This is a genomic window from Pseudomonas sp. NFACC08-1 (genome assembly GCF_900106735.1).
GTDB lineage: Bacteria > Pseudomonadota > Gammaproteobacteria > Pseudomonadales > Pseudomonadaceae > Aquipseudomonas > Aquipseudomonas fluorescens_Q.
In genome coordinates this window covers 53,755-71,794 of sequence record NZ_FNNL01000010.1, presented here as the reverse complement: position 1 = coordinate 71,794, position 18,040 = coordinate 53,755, and the positions used below count along the sequence as shown (strand labels likewise).

Annotated in this window: 13 protein-coding genes; 2 read left to right on the top strand and 11 right to left on the bottom strand. The window is 61.0% G+C overall.

The window, feature by feature from the left end; genetic code table 11:
* The 7 genes from BLU76_RS20415 to BLU76_RS20385 form a co-directional block, all read right to left on the bottom strand.
* A partial coding sequence (locus BLU76_RS20415; protein WP_139211635.1) for a M10 family metallopeptidase occupies positions 1 to 1,724 on the bottom strand: 1,724 nt, incomplete at its 3' end.
* A gap of 92 nt (positions 1,725 to 1,816) precedes the next feature.
* Entirely contained in the window at positions 1,817 to 3,157 is a 1,341-nt protein-coding gene (locus tag BLU76_RS20410) for a TolC family protein (RefSeq protein ID WP_092224086.1), read from the bottom strand.
* Between the two features lies 1 nt (position 3,158).
* Positions 3,159 to 4,469 (bottom strand): HlyD family type I secretion periplasmic adaptor subunit, encoded by a 1,311-nt coding sequence (locus BLU76_RS20405; RefSeq protein ID WP_256572687.1) that lies wholly within the window; start codon positions 4,467 to 4,469, stop codon positions 3,159 to 3,161.
* Between the two features lie 19 nt (positions 4,470 to 4,488).
* Positions 4,489 to 6,204, bottom strand: coding sequence for a type I secretion system permease/ATPase (locus BLU76_RS20400; protein WP_092224084.1), 1,716 nt, complete (start codon positions 6,202 to 6,204; stop codon positions 4,489 to 4,491).
* A gap of 231 nt (positions 6,205 to 6,435) precedes the next feature.
* Complete coding sequence (fabF, locus tag BLU76_RS20395) at positions 6,436 to 7,728, bottom strand: beta-ketoacyl-ACP synthase II (protein ID WP_092224082.1); 1,293 nt, start codon at positions 7,726 to 7,728, stop codon at positions 6,436 to 6,438.
* Between the two features lie 56 nt (positions 7,729 to 7,784).
* A complete protein-coding gene (locus BLU76_RS20390) occupies positions 7,785 to 10,865 on the bottom strand; it encodes an efflux RND transporter permease subunit (RefSeq protein ID WP_092224080.1) in 3,081 nt (1,026 codons plus the stop codon).
* On the bottom strand, positions 10,862 to 11,971 hold the full coding sequence (locus BLU76_RS20385; RefSeq protein ID WP_092224078.1) for an efflux RND transporter periplasmic adaptor subunit: 1,110 nt from the start codon (positions 11,969 to 11,971) through the stop codon (positions 10,862 to 10,864). Before BLU76_RS20385 ends, BLU76_RS20390 begins: the two co-directional genes overlap by 4 nt.
* Before the next feature lie 220 nt (positions 11,972 to 12,191).
* Between BLU76_RS20385 and BLU76_RS20380 the strand changes: the two genes are divergently transcribed.
* A complete protein-coding gene (locus tag BLU76_RS20380) occupies positions 12,192 to 13,655 on the top strand; it encodes an efflux transporter outer membrane subunit (protein WP_092224077.1) in 1,464 nt (487 codons plus the stop codon).
* 48 nt (positions 13,656 to 13,703) lie between these two features.
* Positions 13,704 to 14,489 (top strand): SDR family NAD(P)-dependent oxidoreductase, encoded by a 786-nt coding sequence (locus BLU76_RS20375; protein ID WP_092142944.1) that lies wholly within the window; start codon positions 13,704 to 13,706, stop codon positions 14,487 to 14,489.
* A gap of 57 nt (positions 14,490 to 14,546) precedes the next feature.
* On the opposite strand, the gene BLU76_RS20370 is transcribed toward BLU76_RS20375, so the two are convergent.
* From BLU76_RS20370 to BLU76_RS20355, 4 genes are all read right to left on the bottom strand, one after another.
* Positions 14,547 to 15,818, bottom strand: coding sequence for an OmpP1/FadL family transporter (locus tag BLU76_RS20370; RefSeq protein ID WP_092142941.1), 1,272 nt, complete (start codon positions 15,816 to 15,818; stop codon positions 14,547 to 14,549).
* Between the two features lie 51 nt (positions 15,819 to 15,869).
* The gene (locus tag BLU76_RS20365) at positions 15,870 to 16,649 is read right to left on the bottom strand and encodes a thioesterase family protein (protein ID WP_063320944.1); all 780 of its coding nucleotides are present in this window, start codon (positions 16,647 to 16,649) and stop codon (positions 15,870 to 15,872) included.
* Positions 16,650 to 16,850: 201 nt separating this feature from the next.
* A complete protein-coding gene (locus BLU76_RS20360; protein ID WP_092224075.1) occupies positions 16,851 to 17,471 on the bottom strand; it encodes a TetR/AcrR family transcriptional regulator in 621 nt (206 codons plus the stop codon).
* Positions 17,472 to 17,598: 127 nt separating this feature from the next.
* The gene (locus BLU76_RS20355) at positions 17,599 to 18,024 is read right to left on the bottom strand and encodes a VOC family protein (protein WP_063320942.1); all 426 of its coding nucleotides are present in this window, start codon (positions 18,022 to 18,024) and stop codon (positions 17,599 to 17,601) included.
* Between the last annotated feature and the right edge of the window lie 16 nt (positions 18,025 to 18,040).

The window sequence follows — 18,040 nt, the reverse complement described above, 5'->3', positions numbered from 1 at the left end:
TTCACGGAGGCGTTGCCCAGCAGGCTGTTATTCAGCTCGTTGCCAACCACCGTGAACGCCCCGATGCCGTTCAGGACAACGTTTTCGACGTTGCGCAGATTGCTCAGGTTCAGGTTGACGACGCTGCTCGACGAACTGGCGGCGTAAGTGACGATCAGGCCATCACTGCCCTGATTGACACTCTCTTGTACCAGGACCAATTCATCGGCCCGATCGAGCACATAGGTGTCATTCCCCGCGCCACCGATCAAGGTGTCCCGCCCGGCGCCACCATTCAGCACGTTGTTGCCGGCGTTGCCGGTCAGCACATTGTTCAGCGCGTTGCCGGTGCCATTGAGATGAGCGGAACCGGTCAGGGTGAGGTTTTCCAGGTTGGCGCCCAGGGCCCAGTTCACCGAGGAACGCACGGTGTCGATTTCGCTGGCAAGGGTACTGGTTTCGGTGACGACATCCTGGAGGTTGTCGACCACGTAAGTGTCGTTACCGGCACCGCCAGCCAAGGTATCGATACCGCCGCCGCCATCCAGGGTATTGGCGCCGGCGTTGCCATTGATGCGGTTGTTCAACGTGTTGCCCGTGCCATTGAGATTGGCAGTTGAGCTCAGCGTCAGGATCTCGATGTTGGCACCCAGGGTGTAATTGACGGACGAGGTGACAGTGTCAATTTCGCTGGCCAAGGTGCTGCTTTCCTGCACCTTGTCACCGATATTATCGACAATGTAAGTGTCGTTGCCCGCTCCACCGATCATCGTATCCTTGCCGGCACGACCGTTCAGAAAGTTGGCCAATGCATTGCCGATCAATGTGTCGTCATTGGCCGAGCCGACCGCGTTTTCAATTTTGGCCCCGTAGGCGATCGCCAATCCTTCATTGAAGGCCGTCTGGGTGTCGAGTTTCAGAAAGGTTTGGCCGATCTTGCTGAACTGGCCTTCATTCAGGTTGATGCGCACCGCTGCCAGCTGATTGCTGGCGTCGATCGTGTCATTGCCGCCCGCGTCCCAGATCGTCTCGAAAACCGATTGGCCGACGGCCCAACTGTAGGTGTTGTTACCTGTCTGCCACTGGGTGTTTGCGCCATAGAGACTCTGGATGGCAGCAATATCCAACAACATGGGCGTGGTTGGCTCATAGGAATAAGCGGTGTTGTAACTCATGATCGTGTAACGGACGTCGTCGAACGGTGCAGATAGCACCGTGGAGTTCGACGAGCTCGGGGAAAACGGATGTTTCAGGCCCAGGGCGTGACCGATCTCATGCATGAACACCAAGTAATCGTAGGTGCCCTTGGCAGGCGCTGGGTCGTTCGTGACAGGCCCCAACCAGACATCACCGGCGCTGGGGGTATTACCAGGAAAGTAGCCCCAGGCAGCGGTGTCGTCATCCATGTACAGGTAACCGCCAAATCGCAAGTCACCGACGTTGCTGGCCGTCTCGCTCACCTGTTGGAATTTGATGTTGGCAACCGAACTCCATGTGCCTAGCGCACTGACGATGCCATTCTTCTGTGCCGACGAGAGGACGTAACCGGCTTCATATTCATTTTCGCTGCTGTAGTTGCTGGCGAAATACGAACCCATGGTCATGAAGCTGTACGTCAAGGACGTGGTGAACACTCCCGTGCTCGTATTTCCAGCCCAATAAGTGCCGTAAAGCAAACTGTTGACCTGTGTGTTGCCGGTCAGTTTTGCGTACGAAATGGATGAGTAACCTAATGGACTGGGCATCTGTGCTTCCTGTGGGCTAGCTGCGGACCTTCCTGGGATGCGGCCGCTACATAGTGGGTATTTTGCATGAGAAACAAGGGGATTGATATCACTTAGCCACTGCTTTTTGAGCCGGAATCCGATGACGATGGTGCAACCAACCACTCATTGGCCCGGCGAATATCCCCTTCTCCCAATCTTCCGCTCCAGCGATGCAGCACCAGCAAGCTGGTCACGAACTTGTATTGGGACTGATAGAAATCACGCCGCGCACGAAACTCGTCCTTGATACTGTCCAGCACATCGACTGCATTCTTGACGCCATAGCCGAAGGCTTTTTCCGTGGCGACCCGAGACTTTTCAGCCGACTCCAGCGCCCGCCGTGTAGCCTTGATCCGGCTGAGCTCGGCCGTCATGCCGAGATAAGCAGTGCGGGTTTCCTTGATGACCTGGCGACGCAAGGCTTCCAGCTCCTGCTGGGCGGCTTCCTTGTCACTTTCGGAACTCGATACCCGTGCACGGGTGGAACCGCCGCTGTAGAGCGGCATCTGTAAATCCAGGGAGGCAACGAGGTTGTCCGAGCGAGGCGTCACGGCGCCTTCATAGCCAATGTCACTGCGTTGCGCCGTCAAATTCAGGCCCAGCCGGGGAAGATGCCCTGCCTTGTTTTCAGCGATGGCCGCCTCGGCGGCGAGGACACTGTGCTCCCGGGCGTGCAGCGCCGGGTTGCTGTCGAGCGCCGTCTGCACCCAGTAGTCCTGCGCTTGCGCTGGCAGGATGAAGGCTGGATTGTCGCCGATGCGCTTGAACCGCTCGCTGACATCGCGCCCCACCAGTTCGGAAATCGCTTCACGACTGACCAGGACTTTGTTGCTGGCTTCGATCTCGTCAGCCTTGAGCGCATCCACTCGCGCCTCAAGGTCGAGTGTGTCGGTCACCATCGCCATCTGCCGCGCGTACAAGGCCTTGACTCGCTTGAGGTTACGCTCGGTCGCCTCCAGCTCGCTGCGCACCAGCGACAACTCGTCCTCCGCAGCAAGAACGGCGAAATAACGCTCGGACAAATCAATGCTGGCCTGCACCCGCGTATCGACCGACTCGTAGCCACTCTGCCGGGCCAACTCAAGGTACTTCTGGTAACTGCGCCAGACCTGGGGATCGTAGATCACCTGATTGAGCATCACGGCCATGCGTTTGCCGTTGTACTGGATACGGTCCAGGTCGTCGTCGCGCCGGCTGCGGTTGACACTGCCGCTGGCGTTGAGCTGTGGCAATAGTTGACCAAAGGCCGCGCGTTCCTTGCCCTCGCCGCTTCGAACCAGGGCTTGTGCCCGCAGGACACGCGGATCAGCCCCCTGCGCTTCCTGGTGCAGTTGCCACAGGTCGACATAAGTATCATCAGCGAGCGCTCCCAGCGGCAGGAGGGCCAGGCACATCGTGATCAGGAACTTCATCTCAGTCCTCGATCAACGAACGGGCGAACACATTGCTCGCCGGCTGTATCAAGTATTGCAACAGCGTCCGCGCGCCCGTATTGACCAGCACTTCGACCGGCATTCCCGGCACCAGGGTAAGGTTGCCCAATGTCTGGCGCCCTTTGTCCGTCAAGGCCACGCGTGCCAGGTAATAAGCCGTGCCTGTGTCCTTGTTGATCAGACGGTCGGCGGAAATCTGCACCAGCTGCCCCTCGATGACAGGCGTGGTGCTGCTCTTGAACGCGCTGAAGCGAATGTCCGCCAGCTTGCCCAACGCGATGCGGTCGATGTCCATCGGCGACACCTGCGCCTCGATGATCAGCTCTTCGTTGGCCGGGACGATGTCCAGTAGCGCAGTGCCTGGGCTGACCACCGCGCCGAGGGTATGGACCGTCATGCCCATGACCATTCCGGACTCGGGCGCGAGGATATCGGTACGTTGATCGCGGTCCCGCAGGGTGGCCAGTCGCTCGCGCAGTTCGTACACTTTGGTCCGTGCATCGCCCAACAGGCCGGCGACTTCACTGGCGAAGGTCTTTTTCAACTGCAGTATCTTCAATCTCGCCTCGTCGATATGGACATGCGCTTGCGCAATCTCGGACTGGCTTTCAGCTATTTCGGTTTGCAGGCGAGAGAGGCTGCGCTCCTGCTCGCGCAGTCGCTGTTTGTCCACGAAGCCTTCGGCAAGCAGTGCCCGCAAATCGACTATTTCTTCTTGATAGGAAGCCGCCAGCGCTTGCTTGCTGGCGATGATGGCCTTGAATCCGCGAATCTGTTCTTCGATTTGTCCGATGGTCTTCTCTTGCAAGCCGATTTCGCCCAGCAACGAGGTCCGTCGGGTCTGGAAGATCCGGGCTTCACTGTCGCGGGCTTCTTGCACCCGTGGGTCCGCGGGATCCAGGGCAGGCACCGCCAGAGGCTCGGGCAATGCGTCACGCTCAGCCTCCAACCGGGCCTGCAATTGAAGCGCGGCAATCAACTGGCTGCGCGTCGTTTCCATTTCCGAACGGGCCTGGGTGTTGTCGAGCACCAGCAACACATCGCCGGTTTTGACCAGGTCACCATCATGCACGCGCAGTTCGCGCACGATGCCGCCCTCAAGGTGCTGCACCGTCTTGCGGTAGCTTTTGACCGTGACCACGCCCGGCGCGAGTGCCGAGCTGTCGAGCGGGGCCAACGCAGCCCAGCCACCGAACAGGCCAAAGGTGACCAGCAGCATGAGGTAGCCGACGCGCCTTACCGGCGTGTCATCGACAAGCAACGCGGTGGACGAGTGTTTGCTGTTTTGCATGAAATCGCTCATCCGCTTCCTACGGTTGAATCGCGGCAGCCTGGCGGGCCGCGGGCGTCGCATCGCGCAAGCGGGCCAGGACCTGGTCCCGCGGCCCGAACAGACTCAGTTCGCCATGATTGAGCACCAACAATTTATCCACCTGCGCCAATACCCCAGGTCGATGGGTAATGACAAACACCGTGGCCCTGCTCTGCCTGAGTTTTTGCAGCGCCTCGGCGAGCATTTTTTCGCCGGCCTCATCCAGGTTGGAGTTGGGTTCATCGAGCACCACCAGGCGCGGCTCACCGTACAAGGCGCGCGCCAGGCCGATACGTTGCCGCTGACCGCCGGACAATCCACCGCCATTGGCACCGATCACCGTGTCGTAGCCATCGGGCAATTGCAGCACCAGCTCATGCACACCCGCCATGCGCGCGGCAGCGACCACGGCAGGTGCGTTCACCGGGCCGAAGCGGGAAATGTTCTGGCTGATGGTGCCCTCGAACAACTCGATGTCCTGCGGCAGATAGCCGATGTACGGGCCCAACTCCTCCCTACGCCATTGGCTGATGTCCGCGCCATCCAGGCGTACGGTGCCGGCCAGGCTTGGCCAGACGCCGAGCAGTGCCCTGGCCAGGGTCGACTTCCCAGCGCCACTGGGACCAATGATGCCCACTGCTTCACCCGCGGCGACCTGAAAGCCCACGCCGCGAATAATCGGCTTGCGAGCATCGGGGGATCCGGCCGAAAGGCCCTCGACGCGAATCGCCCCCTCAGGTGCCGGTAGCGACATGCGTTCAGGCTCGGCGGCAATCTTGAGCAGCAATTCGTGCAGCCGGGCATATTGCGAGCGGGCCCCCAGAAAGCCTTTCCATACGCCGATCAACTGATCGATGGGCGCCAGCGCGCGCCCTAGCAAAATCGAGCCGGCAATCATCAGCCCGGACGAAATCTCGTGATTGATCGTCAGATAGGCGCCCAGGCCCAGCACCAGCGACTGGACGATCTGCCGGAATGTCCTGGACACCGATGTCATGGTTGCGGCGCGGTCGCTGGCCAGGCTTTGCAGCGCAAGGACCTTGTGGGCTCGCCCGCTCCAGTGCTGGCGCAGGCTGGCAAGCATGCCCATGGATTGCACCACTTCAGCGTTGCGCAAGCTCTTGTTGGTGAAGGCGGTGGCCGCCACCTGTTCGCGGTTGGCGGCCTGCAGCGGTGAGTGGGTAAGCTTTTCGTTGGCAAAGGCCAGCGCGCCCAACAACGCTGCACTCACGACCCCCATCCAGCCGTACCAGGGATGAAACATGAACATGACAGCCAGGTAGATCGGGATCCACGGCGCGTCAAAAAATGCAAACAGGCCGTTGCCTGTCAGGAACTGGCGCAAACCATTCAAGTCGCTCAAAGGCTGGGCCGTGGCATTCATGCCACTGGTATTGAGCGCCTGCTTGAAACTGGCGTCGAACAGACGCTGGCTCAGCAGCGTGTCCAGGCGAGTGCTGATCCGCACCATGATTCGCGAACGGACCCACTCCAAACCACCCAGGGTGATCATCAACAGCAACATGATCAGCGTCAGCATCAACAGGGTCGACAGACTGGCGCTGCCTACCGCGCGGTCATACACCTGCAGCATGTAGAACGAAGGAACCAGCATCAGCAAGTTGACGAAAAAACTGAAAAAACCAACGGCAAGAAAACTACCTTTGCAGACGGCAAGGGCGCCTTCCAGTTCGGTCCTGGCGTGGGCTGACATGGTTCATCACCTGAGGTCCGATTCTGGTCAAACCTGAAAAATCACAAGGGCACAGGCGCACGAACGCCTGGAATATCGTTCGGCGGGACACCACTGGAGCGCCCGCACAATCGGATCTACCGCGCTGTATCGGCACGGTTTTGCAGTTCTTAAGGAAAAATCGAAATTGGCGTGACGGGTGATACGCCGCGCGGGATGGCCCTTCGCGGCGGGCGACACCAGATCAAATGCTCAAGCCTCAGCCTCCCAACGACGAAACAACACACTGGCATTGACGCCACCGAACCCGAACCCATTGGAAAGCGCGTGGGTAATCGGCATCTTCCTGGCCTTCAGGCCAACCAGATCAAGCCCAGCGGCGGCTTCGTCAGGATTAACCAGGTTCAGGGTCGGCGGCACGATCTGGTCACGCAGCGCCAATACCGTGAAAACCGCTTCAATGCCCCCGGCCGCGCCCAGCAGGTGGCCGGTAGCCGATTTAGTCGAGGTAATCGCCACCCCGGAGTCCGTGCCGAACACCGAACGAATCGCCGCCAGCTCCCCGCTGTCGCCGACCTGGGTAGAGGTCGCGTGGGCATTGATATGCTGCACGTCGGCCGGGCTGACAGCGGCCTGGCGCAGCGCCTGTTCCATTGCGCGGCGGGCGCCGTTGCCGTCTTCCGGGCCAGCCGTCAGGTGGTAGGCATCGGCGCTGGTGCCATAGCCGACCAGTTCCGCCAGGGGCTTGGCCCCACGCGCCAACGCGTGTTCCAGCGACTCGATCACCAACAACCCCGCGCCTTCGGCCATGACAAAGCCGTCGCGATCACGGTCGAAGGGGCGCGACGCTTCCTGCGGGCGTTCGGCAAAACCGGTGGAGAGCGCCCTGGCCGCCGCGAAACAACCCAGGGTCACGCGATCGATCGCCGCCTCGGTACCGCCACAAATGGCAATGTCCGCCTCCCCGCTCCGGATCAGCCGGGCCGCATCGCCGATGGCCTGGACGCCGGCGGCACAGGCGGTTACCGGTGCGCCGAGCGGGCCTTTGAGGCCATGCCGGATGGACACGTGGCCGGCCGCCATGTTGGCGAGAAACGCCGGTGCAGAGAACGGTGACAGCCGACGCGGCCCCCGCGAGTCGGTGGTGCGTACGGCATCGGCAATGGCGCCAAACCCACCCACGCCCGATGAAATGATCGTCGCGCTCCGCTCCTGGTCGACGGCTTCAGTCGGATGCCAGCCCGCCTGCTCCAGGGCCTCATGGGCGGCCACCAGCGCAAACTCGATGAAGCGATCCATTTTCTTGCGATCCTTGACCGGGATGACGCGTTCGGGGTCGTAACCCGCGCTGGCGTCTTCCTCCAACGACGGCACCTGACCGCCCACGGCCACACCGGTACCCTCGGTGATATCGCCAGGCAGGATACGAATGCCGGAGCGGCCGGCCAGCAACCGCTGCCATACCTCTTCTACACCGCAGCCCAGGGGGCCGACAATGCCGACACCCGTGACGACGATTCGCTTTTGACCTTCGGGAGTACTCATAAGAACCTCTTCATTTTTCGGTGGACGCTCACTGGCAGCCACGCGCGAACACTCGCTTATACCAGCCGTACTGTTTCCATTGGAGCAGGCTGGACTGGACGGATCTTGAACCAGATGGAATACATTGCCGGCAGGAACACCAGGGTCATGAGGGTGCCGACGAACGTACCGCCGATCAGCGTGTAGGCCAACGTACCCCAGAACACCGAGTGCGTCAGGGGAATGAACGCCAGGATCGCCGCCAGCGCCGTCAACAGCACGGGGCGGGCCCGCTGTACGGTGGCTTCGATGACAGCATTGAACGGATCCAGCCCTTCTTGGGCGTTGTGATGGATCTGCCCGATCAGGATCAGCGTGTTGCGCATCAGGATGCCCGACAGTGCGATCAGGCCGACCAGGGCATTGATGCCGAACGGCTGTTGGAATATCAGCAGCATAGGCACCACGCCAATCAGTCCCAAGGGCGCGGTTAAGAACACCATGAGCATCGCCGAGATCGAACGCACCTGGACAATGATGATCAGCAGCGTCAGCGCCACCATGATCGGCAGCAGGGGCAGGATTGCTTGGTTGGCCTTGCCCGATTCCTCGATAGCCCCTGCCTGCTCGATCCGGTAGCCGTCAGGAAGCGTGTCGAGGATCGGCTGCAATAGCACGAGCATCGCGCTCGATACGTCTGGTGGCTGCAAACCTTCGGCGATGTCGCCGCGCACGGTGATGGTCGGCGTACGATCGCGCCGCCGAAGGATCGGATCCTCCATGCGTACATCCACCTCGCCGACCTGGGACAGCGGGATACGCTGCCCGGCGGCCCCTACCAGCGTAAAGCCTTCGATCCGGGCAGGGTCAAGACGGATGTCACCGGCGGCTCGACCAACGACCTGCACCGAACGGATGTCCTCACGAACCGCCGTGATCGGCACCCCGGCCAGCAGGAATTGCAGTTGCTCGGCGACGGCACTGGATGTCAGTCCGACCGCCTGCAGGCGATCCTGATCCAAGTTGAAATGCAGCGTCGGCACCAGCGGCCCCCAATCGGTGTTGACCGTCCTCATCATCGGGCCGGCTTGCATGACGTCCTGTACGCGTGCGGCAATCTCCCGCAGTTTCGTCGGATCAGGCCCCATCACCCGGTAGGCCACCGGAAACGGTGAATACGGACCGAACACAATCTGGGTCGCCCTGACACGGGCCTCTGGGGCAAGCCCTGCGGCAACCGCTTCGCGAAGACGGAACTTGAGGGTTTCCCGTGCCTCCTGGCTGTCCGTCAGCACGACGATCTTGGCGAACGACGGATCTGGGAGTTCTGGCGCCATTGCCAGGAAGAAACGCGGCGCGCCCTGTCCGATATAGGCGGTGACGATTTTCGCTTCCGCCTGTTTTTGCAGCCAGGCTTCGACCTTGGCCGTGGCGGCGCTGGTCTGCTCGATGGAAGTTCCATAGGGCATTTGCACCTCGACCATGACCTCGGGACGGTCAGAAGTCGGAAAGAACTGCTTTTTCACCAGGCCCATGCCCAGGACGGCCACGACAAACAGCGTGATCACCGTACCGGCCACCAGCCATTTGTGGCCGATGACCCGCGTCAGGACCTGGCGGAAGCGATTGTAGTGGCGGGTGTTGTAAATGGCGGCATGTCCGCCCTCGACCGGTTTGATGTCCGGCAACATTTTCACCCCCAGGTAAGGGGTAAAAGCCACCGCGACCACCCAGGAGGCGATCAGGGCGATGCCGACGATCCAGAACATGTTGCTGGTGTATTCGCCAGCGGTCGATTGGGCAAAACCGTTGGGCATGAAGCCAATCGCCGTCACCAGCGTACCGGACAGCATCGGTGCAGCCGTGTGACTCCAGGCATAGGCCGAGGCTTTGATCCGGTCGTAGCCCTCCTCCATTTTCACCACCATCATTTCGATCGCGATGATCGCGTCGTCCACCAGCAGCCCGAGCGCCAGGATCAGCGAACCCAAGGTGATCCGGTCAAAGTTCTTTCCGGTAGCCGCCATCACCACAAACACGATGGCCAGTGTCAACGGTACGGCCGCTGCGACCACAACGCCTACACGCCAGCCCATGCTGAGAAAGCACACGAGCATCACAACCAGCAGCGCGACAAAAAATTTGACCATGAACTCGCCGACGGCCGAATCGATGTTCACGGCTTGATCGGTCACCTTGGTCAGCGTCATGCCCAGCGGCATGTCTTCATTGATCTTGCTCGTCTCGGCATCGAGCGCCTTGCCCAGATCGAGGCCGTTCCAACCCTCGCGCATGATCACGCCCAGCAACAACGCCTCTTCGCCATTGTTGCGCACCAGGAAGGTGGCCGGATCTTCGTAGCCACGTTCAACCGTCGCCACGTCCGAGAGCTTCAACGTGCGCCCCTGGATTGTCAGCGGCGTGTCGCGGATTTTCTCCAAGGTATCGAAGGCCCCCTCCACCCGCAGGAAAACCTGTGGCCCTTTGGTTTCGATGGAGCCGGCGGGCGTCAGTACGTTCTGGCTGTTCAGTGCGGCGAAGATGTCCTGGGGGGAGACCCCCAAGGTCGCCAGCCGGTCATGGGAAAAGGAAATGAAAATGCGCTCGGCCTGTTCGCCGATGATGTTGACCTTCTTCACCCCCGCCACATGCAACAGGCGCTGGCGCAACACCTCGGCATCGCGCACCAGCAGGCGCTGCGGCTCACCCTTGGCCTTGAGGGCAAACAGCGCAAACGTCACGTCCGAGTACTCGTCGTTGACCAGTGGCCCGATCACCCCCGCCGGCAACTTGGTGGCTTCGTCGTCGAGCTTCTTGCGCGCCTGGTAGAACTCTTCCTGCACCTGTGAAGGCGGCGTGCGGTCCAGTAGCGAAACCATGGTGAAAGCCAGGCCGGGACGAGTGTAGGTTTCCGAGCGGTCGTACCATTTCAACTCCTGCAGGCGTTTTTCCAGGGGCTCGGCGACCTGGTCCTGCATCTCCCGCGCCGTCGCCCCCGGCCATGCAGTAATGACGGTCAGTTGCTTGACCGTGAACGGCGGATCCTCCGCGCGGCCAAGCTTGAAGAACGCCAAGGTCCCGGCGACGGCGATCAGGAAAATCAGAAATACCGTGATGGCGCGCTCGCGCACGGCGAGCGCCGAAAGATTGAAGCTCATTGGCGGGTCCCCGCGACGTTCACATCGCCCGGTGCAAGCAGCCGGACGGGCTCGCCTTCACGCAACAGATGTGCACCCAGGCCGACAATCCGCTCACCAACGTTGAGACGGCCTGCAACGCGCGCCGCGTCGTCGCTCAAGCCCAAGACCTGGACGGGACGCCAAGTCACTTTTGCCGGCTCGCCGTCGATGACCCACACGCCAGTGCCATTGCCGGGGTCGTACAGCGCCGCAATCGGCACTTGCAGCACCGGCCCCTGGGCCACGCCCTCGGCGATACGCAGTGTGACGGTCGAGCCCAGCGGTGCATTAGCCAGGGCGCCCTCCAGGACATAGCGCGCTTCAAAGGTACGGGTCACCCGGTCAGCCGAATCGGAAAGCAGCCTGAGCCTGGCGGTGACCGCCCCGCTGGTGCTGCCATACAGCGTCGCCTGGGCGCTGGACCCGACGGCTGGTCGCAGGGTCTCGGGCAGTTGCACGACGGCTTCGCGCTGCCCGGCTCGCGCCAGTCGGACCACCGGTTGACCCGGACTGACGACTTGCCCCGGCTCGGCGAGCGTTTCCATCACCACACCATCGGCGTCGGCGAGGAGCACTGCATAGCCGGACGCATTGCGGGCCACGTCGGCTTGCGCCTCGGCGGCGCTGAGCTGCGCCTTCGCGGTATCGGCGGCGGCTTTGATCTGGTCATAGCCCGACGCCGAAATCGCCCCGGCGGCCACCAGTTCGCGATATCGAGCTTCATCGTCCGCGGTCTGCTTGGCCCGGGCGCGCGCGGCCGTGACAGCCTCTTGCTGGGCTCGCGCCTGCAAGCCCAGGTCGATGGGGTCCAGACGCATCAGCGGCTGGCCTTTCTTGACCGCCTGACCGGCATCCACCAACCGCTCCAGGACCTTGCCTGACACACGAAAACCCAGGTCGCTCTGGACGCGGGCCGCCACGACGCCAGTGAAAGAGCGAGCGCCGACGGAGGAACCCTGCACCTGCGCAACCCTCACCAGAGGAGCAAGCGTGCGCGGATCGGTGGCAGTGGATGAGTCGCCGCACGCCGTGAGGACAAGAGGCAACAAGCAAGCGGCAAGGGTGACAGGTCGGAGCCGGAGCATAGGTTCCCTTTACTGGACAGAGGATGGGGAACCCATTCTTGCGCTCGTGACCAATACTGTCAATGGTCACCAATTGAAGTTTTGTTTTTGGCCCTGTTGGCTCACGGATAATCCCCGGCAAACAAAGGGCCTTGGATCCACGAAGCGGACTTCATAACCAATTGACAGACTGTGACCATTCTATAATATGGTCACAAATGTCGATCCCGAGGAAACCGCAATGCCTCCCCTCCGCCCCCTTGCTTTATTAGTAAGCGTCAGCTTGATGGCCGGCTGCGCGGTCGGTCCGGACTATCAGCGTCCCAACGCTGTCCTGTCGGATCGTTTCCTGGGCCAGCCTTCTGTCGAGCAAAGGAGCGGTACAACACAGGCCAGCCTCACCACCTGGTGGGAGGGGTTTGGCGACCCGGTGCTGAGCGACTTTATCGCCAAAGCCCTGGAGCAGAACCTTGACCTCGCCCAGGCGTCGGCGCGCGTTGCTCAGGCGCGGGCCGGCCTTGGTGCAGCCAACGCCGCCTTGTTGCCCTCGGGAAATATCAGTGGCCAGGCCGCACGCGCCTATCAATCCGTCGAGACGCCGCAGGGCCAATTGCTCAACTCGAACCCTGGTTTTGATCGGTACGGGAACAGCTACGAGCTGGACCTCGGCGCGAGCTGGGAGCTGGATGTCTTTGGCGGCCTGCGACGCGGACGCGAAGCTGCATTGGCCGAATACCAGGCCTCCGAGGCCGGAGCCGCGGCGACAAGGCTGGCCGTGGCCGCGCAGACCGCTGACATCTACATCACCCTGCGCGGCTTGCAAGCGCGGCTGGATATTGCGAACCACCAGGTCAAGACCCAGCAGGACCTGCTGGAAAAAGTCCAGTTGCTCTACAGCAAAGGGCTCGCCGCCAGCTATCAGGTCCGCCAGACCGAAGGCGCGCTTGCCCAGGTCCAGGCAACGGTACCGGTCCTGCAAACCGGGCTGGACGCCGCCATGAATGCGCTGGATGTCATGCTCGGCACGCCGCCAGGCACTCACCGCCCGCAACTGACCGAGGCGGGTAGCATCCCCCTGCCCCCACAAATCAGCGAGATGGGTACGCCGGCTGATCTACTGCGCCGCCGGCCAGACCTCATCGTCGCCGAGCGCCGTCTCGCCGCCTCCAATGCCCGTATCGGCGAAGCCGTCGCCGAGTACTATCCGAAATTTTCCCTCAGCGCGTTGCTCGGCAGCGCCACTGCGGTCTCTGCCGGGCACCTTTTCTCCGGCGGCGCCAGCCAGGCGTCGGGCGCGCTGGGACTGCGCTGGAGGCTGTTCGATTTTGGCCGGATCAACGCCCAGATCGACCAGGCCAAGGGACAGGAAGCCGAAGCGCTAGCTGCTTATCGCCAGTCCGCGTTGCGCGCCACCGAGGATGTCGAGAATGCCTTCTCCGCCTTGGTCAACCGAGAAGCCCAGGCCACGACACTCACCGCAGGCGAAGCGTCATTGAGCGAGGCGCGTCGATCATCCTTTATTGCCTATCAGAAAGGCACGGCCAGCCTGATCGATGTCCTCAACGCCGACCAGACACTGCTCCAGGCATCCGATGCCCGGGCACAAGCACGGACGGAATCGGCACGGGCGGCGGTCGCAGCATTCAGAGCCCTCGGTGGCGGCTGGCAAGCGCCACAGCCACCGCAGCCGGTAGCGAGCCGATGATCAGGCAATCACCACTATTTTCAATCTTTACAACCGGAGTCCAGCCACATGAAAACCAACGAGAATTCCTGGGTGCTCATCACGGGTGCTTCAAGCGGCTTTGGCGAGGAGTTCGCCCGGCAATACGCAGCACAGGGAAAATCCCTCGTTCTGGTAGCCCGCAGGCTGGACAAACTGGAAGCGCTGTCAAAAGAACTGCGCGAGCGTTTCGGCACCGAGGTGATCACCGAACAAGTCGACCTGTCGTCGATTCCGGCAGTCATCGACCTGCACAAGCGACTGGTTCAACAGGGTATTGCAGTCGATGTGCTCATCAACAACGCCGGCCATGGATTGCAGGGCCCGTTCCTGGACCACGCCATTGACCAATCCCTGGCAATGATCGATCTGGACATCGCCAGCCTGACCACCATGACTCGCCTCTTTGCCCAGGACATGCGCATCCGCCGCCGCGGCCACATCTTGCAGGTCGCCAGCTTGCTTTCCTATCAAGGCGTGAAAAATTTCGCGGTCTATTCAGCGGCCAAGGCCTACGTGCTTCGCTTCTCCGAGGCGCTGCACCAGGAACTCAAGGGCGACGGTGTCGTCGTGACCGCGCTGTGCCCAGGCATGTCGGATACCGGGTTTGCGCAGAGTGCCAACCAGACCCTCACCCCAGCGCTGAAGATGGTGATGATGCAACCCCAACCAGTGGTTCGCGCAGGCATCCGCGCGCTGCAAGCCGGGCGCATGAGTGTGGTGCCCGGCTTCGGCAACAAGGCGCTCACGGTGTTGACCTGGGCCACACCACGCCGATTTCACCAGCGTCTCATGGCGAATGTCATGGGGGTATGAATGCGATGCGGCGAAGGACCGGGAGCTGCAAGGGCTCCCGGCACACGCCCTATTGCGCTAGAAGCGATAGCTGACTGAAGTACCAAAACCGCTGGCACTGTTCCGGTATTTGGAACTGTATGCGCCACGGGTCGACGAGGTTTCGTTGATGCGCACGCTCTCTTCCTGCAAGTAGGAGTAAGCCACGTCGATCGTCACCTCTTCCACAGGCGTCCAGCCGGCACCGAAGCTGAGCACCGTGCGGTCGCCGGTTGGTATCCGAGGCCCACGGTTAGTGTTGTTGGCGGGCGACTGGTCGACCGACAAGCCCGCGCGCAAGACCCATTGATCGTTGAGTTTATACGCGGCACCGATGGCATGGGCCCAAGTGTCATGCCAGTCCTGTTCTTCGCTGACGGTGCCCAGCGCGCCGCTCAGCAGCGCAGGCAAGCCGGAGTTCTCGATGGTCAGCTCCTTGAAGCGGCTCCAGCGCGTCCAGGTACTTCCCAGGTACATCGTCCAGTCGTCATTGAGCTGATGAGTGAGCGAGATGTCCACTGACTCCGGAGTATCCACGTCCAACGACGCGTCATAGCTGCGGCCACTTACCCCCAACACACTGAAAATGCCACCCGTGAGCTTGGACTTGGCATCCAGGTGGTAACTGACCTTGGAGTGGTAAGTCAGCCCCAGGCGAGTCTGGTCCGTCGCCTGCACCAGGATGCCGGCGTTGAAGCCGAGCGCCGTATCGTCGCCGTTGCTTTTCAGCTTCCCATCGTTGCTGCCGGGACTGAGGGGATTGGGCACCATCCCGGAGATCTCACCGCTGATCCGGTTGATGGTCGGACCAAACCCGATCGACACCTTGTCGTTGAAGGCATAGCTGACGGTAGGCTGGAAAGTCAGCGTCGTCACTTCGCTTTTATTGCCGTAATAACGCCCGGCAAAGTCGCTGCCATAATCGGTGATCAAACCAAATGGCACATAAAAGCCAACGCCGACAGCCCAATGCTCATCCACCGGCTTGACGTAGTAACCCATCGGCACCGTGGTGGTCGGCACCATGTCACCGTCCTCTCGGCCACCGAAAGTGCTGCGGGTCTGGCTGATATCGCTCTGGGTAAACAGTGTCGCAGCGCCCAGGCTGACCTGCTCTTTCTTCAAGCGAGACATGCCCGCCGGGTTGCCGAAGACAGTACTGGCATCTTCAGCGGAAGAGGACCGCCCGGCAAAACCCGCGCCCATCCCACTGATACTTTGTTCGTTCAGCGCGAAGCCGCTGGCAAACACTTGGGACGTTGCAAGCGCAACGGCGAGACTCATGGGGGTCTTGAGCAAGATTCTTTTCATTATTAGGACTCTAGGAACAATTGCTGGGGGATGGAACGGTTTGTTTTTCTATTAGGTAAAAATCGCCACGGTCTGGCGCGCCCAAAGCACTCGCCGACCGCTTTCGTCCCAGATTTCCATATCTTGCAAGGAGTAGCCCTCCGAAGCCTGCTGGCTGAAGGCGCTGATGAGAAACCATTCGCCGGCCACGGCGGGCTGCGGCAGATCGATTGTCCAAGAAGCCGAGCTGATGGCTGCCGGCTCTGTGAAGCAGGTCATCGCGGCGGGCGGCAGACTGTCAGCGAGGGCGATCAAAGCCACCGCCGGGTCTACCCCCTGGGCATCCAGGTGACGAACCCACATCAGCAACTCGGGATCTGTAGCCCCGGACACCGGCAATGACCCACCCGCAGGGCGCATTTCGAAGTTGAAGGCGCAGGCAGGCGCAATGGTGTTGTCCAGCGCCAGCGTGGCGTACCGCGACGCCTGCTCCACCAACGGGCATCCCCATGCCTCATGGGTAATCCTGCTGGCGCGTGGCTGAGCGAACAGCAAGGTCGTGCGCAACGCCAGCTCATCGCCCGACTTGCAGTCGACAGACACCGAAGTCACGGATCGCCCTTCGCGCAACACGCTTGTATCGAACGTCTGGGCTTGCGTGACCGGACCTATGAATGAAACCTGCGCAGACTTGAACGGAGGAAAGCCCTGTGGGCGCTCGCGCAGAACCGTTTCCAACGACAACGCCGCCGAAAGACCACCGAAGATCGTCCGGCCCTGCTGCCAATTGGCTGGAGCAACGAACGGCACGCTCGGATCAAACTGCGCCAGCACCTGAGCAAAACTGGTCATTTAGACGTCCTCCGACGGCCTGAACGTGAACCCGCAGAAGCATCGCAAGAAGGATCACTTGAAAGTCGACGCCATACTCATTCACGTGACCATTATTGTCAACAGTCACTAAATAGGCAAAAAGAGACCGTTCGGTCAGGTACAACCCGAAGGCAAGGAAGTCGTTTCTGAATCGGGGCGGCCGCTCGTCGCAGCCGTCCCTCAGGGCATCAGGCTACGCAGGATGAGGTTGGCGGTCAGCGTCGGCGCCACCTCGACATGATCGAGGCTGTACTGCAGCAATAGAGGATTGACGAAAGGTCGAAGGGTCAGGTGTATCGCTTCGACGGTTTCATCCAAGGGCGTCTTGCGTTCGAACTCACCGCTTTCGCGCCCTTCCCGTACGACCTGCACCACGAATTGCTTGATCCGTGCGTCATACACCTGGGAGCTGGGCCAGCGCTCCGACGCGGAGAATGCGGCAATGTCGTAGAGCTTGCGATCATTGAAGAACAGGTCGATCCCCGTGGTAATCAGGGTCTTGACCAGGCGGCGAAAGCGCTCGGTCGAAGAGAGCCCTTCCTCGCCGATGGCCTCCTCCACGGCCGCAACGATCTTCGCAAGACAGCCGGAGCAAATGGCTTCGCCAATCGCCTGCTTGGAATCGAAGAATTTGTAGATGTACGCCTTGGAAAAGCCGATGGCCTTGGCCAGGTCAGACACGGTGGTCTTGGCGTAGCCGTATTGACTGAAATGCTCGTTGGCCGCCGCGACAATCTGGTCGCGAATGTCATGATCGGCTGGGCCGCGAGTGCTGGGCGAAGGTGATGTTGGCTGATTCATGGGAGCAGCTTACGCATCCCTGCGAGGGATGACAACTTGTGACCAGCTATGAATACAGTCACAAAACAGCCGTCCGTCCGTTACACGCACCTTGCTCCCTCGTCACAAGGGCTCCGATTTGTCCGTGTCATTTGGCAAAAAGCTGACTCATATCCTTGAACGCCTTGAATTCAAGGGCATTGCCACAAGGATCGAACAGGAACATCGTGGCTTGCTCGCCAACCTGCCCTTTGAAGCGGACGTAGGGTTCAATCACAAACTCCGTGCCGAAAGATCTCAATCGTTCAGCCAGTGCCTCCCACGCCTCCCAAGCCAAAACAACACCAAAGTGCGGGACCGGCACATCATGCCCGTCCACCGGATTGCTCTGGGCGCTTTCCTGGAAAGCGGTCTTGGGTTGCTCATGAATCACCAGTTGGTGACCGTAGAAATTGAAGTCGACCCACTGACTGCTGGAACGGCCTTCTTCCAGGCCAAACACTTCACGGTAGAACGTACGGGCGGCGGCAAGATCGTAGACCGGAATCGCCAGGTGGAATGGAGAAAGGCTCATCGAGAATCCTCTTAAC

Bases quoted from the DNA above. Each gene is read 5' to 3' on its own strand.
- BLU76_RS20375 (WP_092142944.1), top strand. From the start codon at position 13,704: ATGAAAACCAACGAGAATTCCTGGGTGCTCATCACGGGTGCTTCAAGC.
- BLU76_RS20355 (WP_063320942.1), bottom strand. From the start codon at position 18,024: ATGAGCCTTTCTCCATTCCACCTGGCGATTCCGGTCTACGATCTTGCC.
- BLU76_RS20405 (WP_256572687.1), bottom strand. From the start codon at position 4,469: ATGCAAAACAGCAAACACTCGTCCACCGCGTTGCTTGTCGATGACACG.
- fabF (WP_092224082.1), bottom strand. From the start codon at position 7,728: ATGAGTACTCCCGAAGGTCAAAAGCGAATCGTCGTCACGGGTGTCGGC.
- BLU76_RS20385 (WP_092224078.1), bottom strand. From the start codon at position 11,971: ATGCTCCGGCTCCGACCTGTCACCCTTGCCGCTTGCTTGTTGCCTCTT.
- BLU76_RS20390 (WP_092224080.1), bottom strand. From the start codon at position 10,865: ATGAGCTTCAATCTTTCGGCGCTCGCCGTGCGCGAGCGCGCCATCACG.
- BLU76_RS20370 (WP_092142941.1), bottom strand. From the start codon at position 15,818: ATGAAAAGAATCTTGCTCAAGACCCCCATGAGTCTCGCCGTTGCGCTT.
- BLU76_RS20400 (WP_092224084.1), bottom strand. From the start codon at position 6,204: ATGTCAGCCCACGCCAGGACCGAACTGGAAGGCGCCCTTGCCGTCTGC.
- BLU76_RS20365 (WP_063320944.1), bottom strand. From the start codon at position 16,649: ATGACCAGTTTTGCTCAGGTGCTGGCGCAGTTTGATCCGAGCGTGCCG.
- BLU76_RS20380 (WP_092224077.1), top strand. From the start codon at position 12,192: ATGCCTCCCCTCCGCCCCCTTGCTTTATTAGTAAGCGTCAGCTTGATG.
- BLU76_RS20360 (WP_092224075.1), bottom strand. From the start codon at position 17,471: ATGAATCAGCCAACATCACCTTCGCCCAGCACTCGCGGCCCAGCCGAT.
- BLU76_RS20410 (WP_092224086.1), bottom strand. From the start codon at position 3,157: ATGAAGTTCCTGATCACGATGTGCCTGGCCCTCCTGCCGCTGGGAGCG.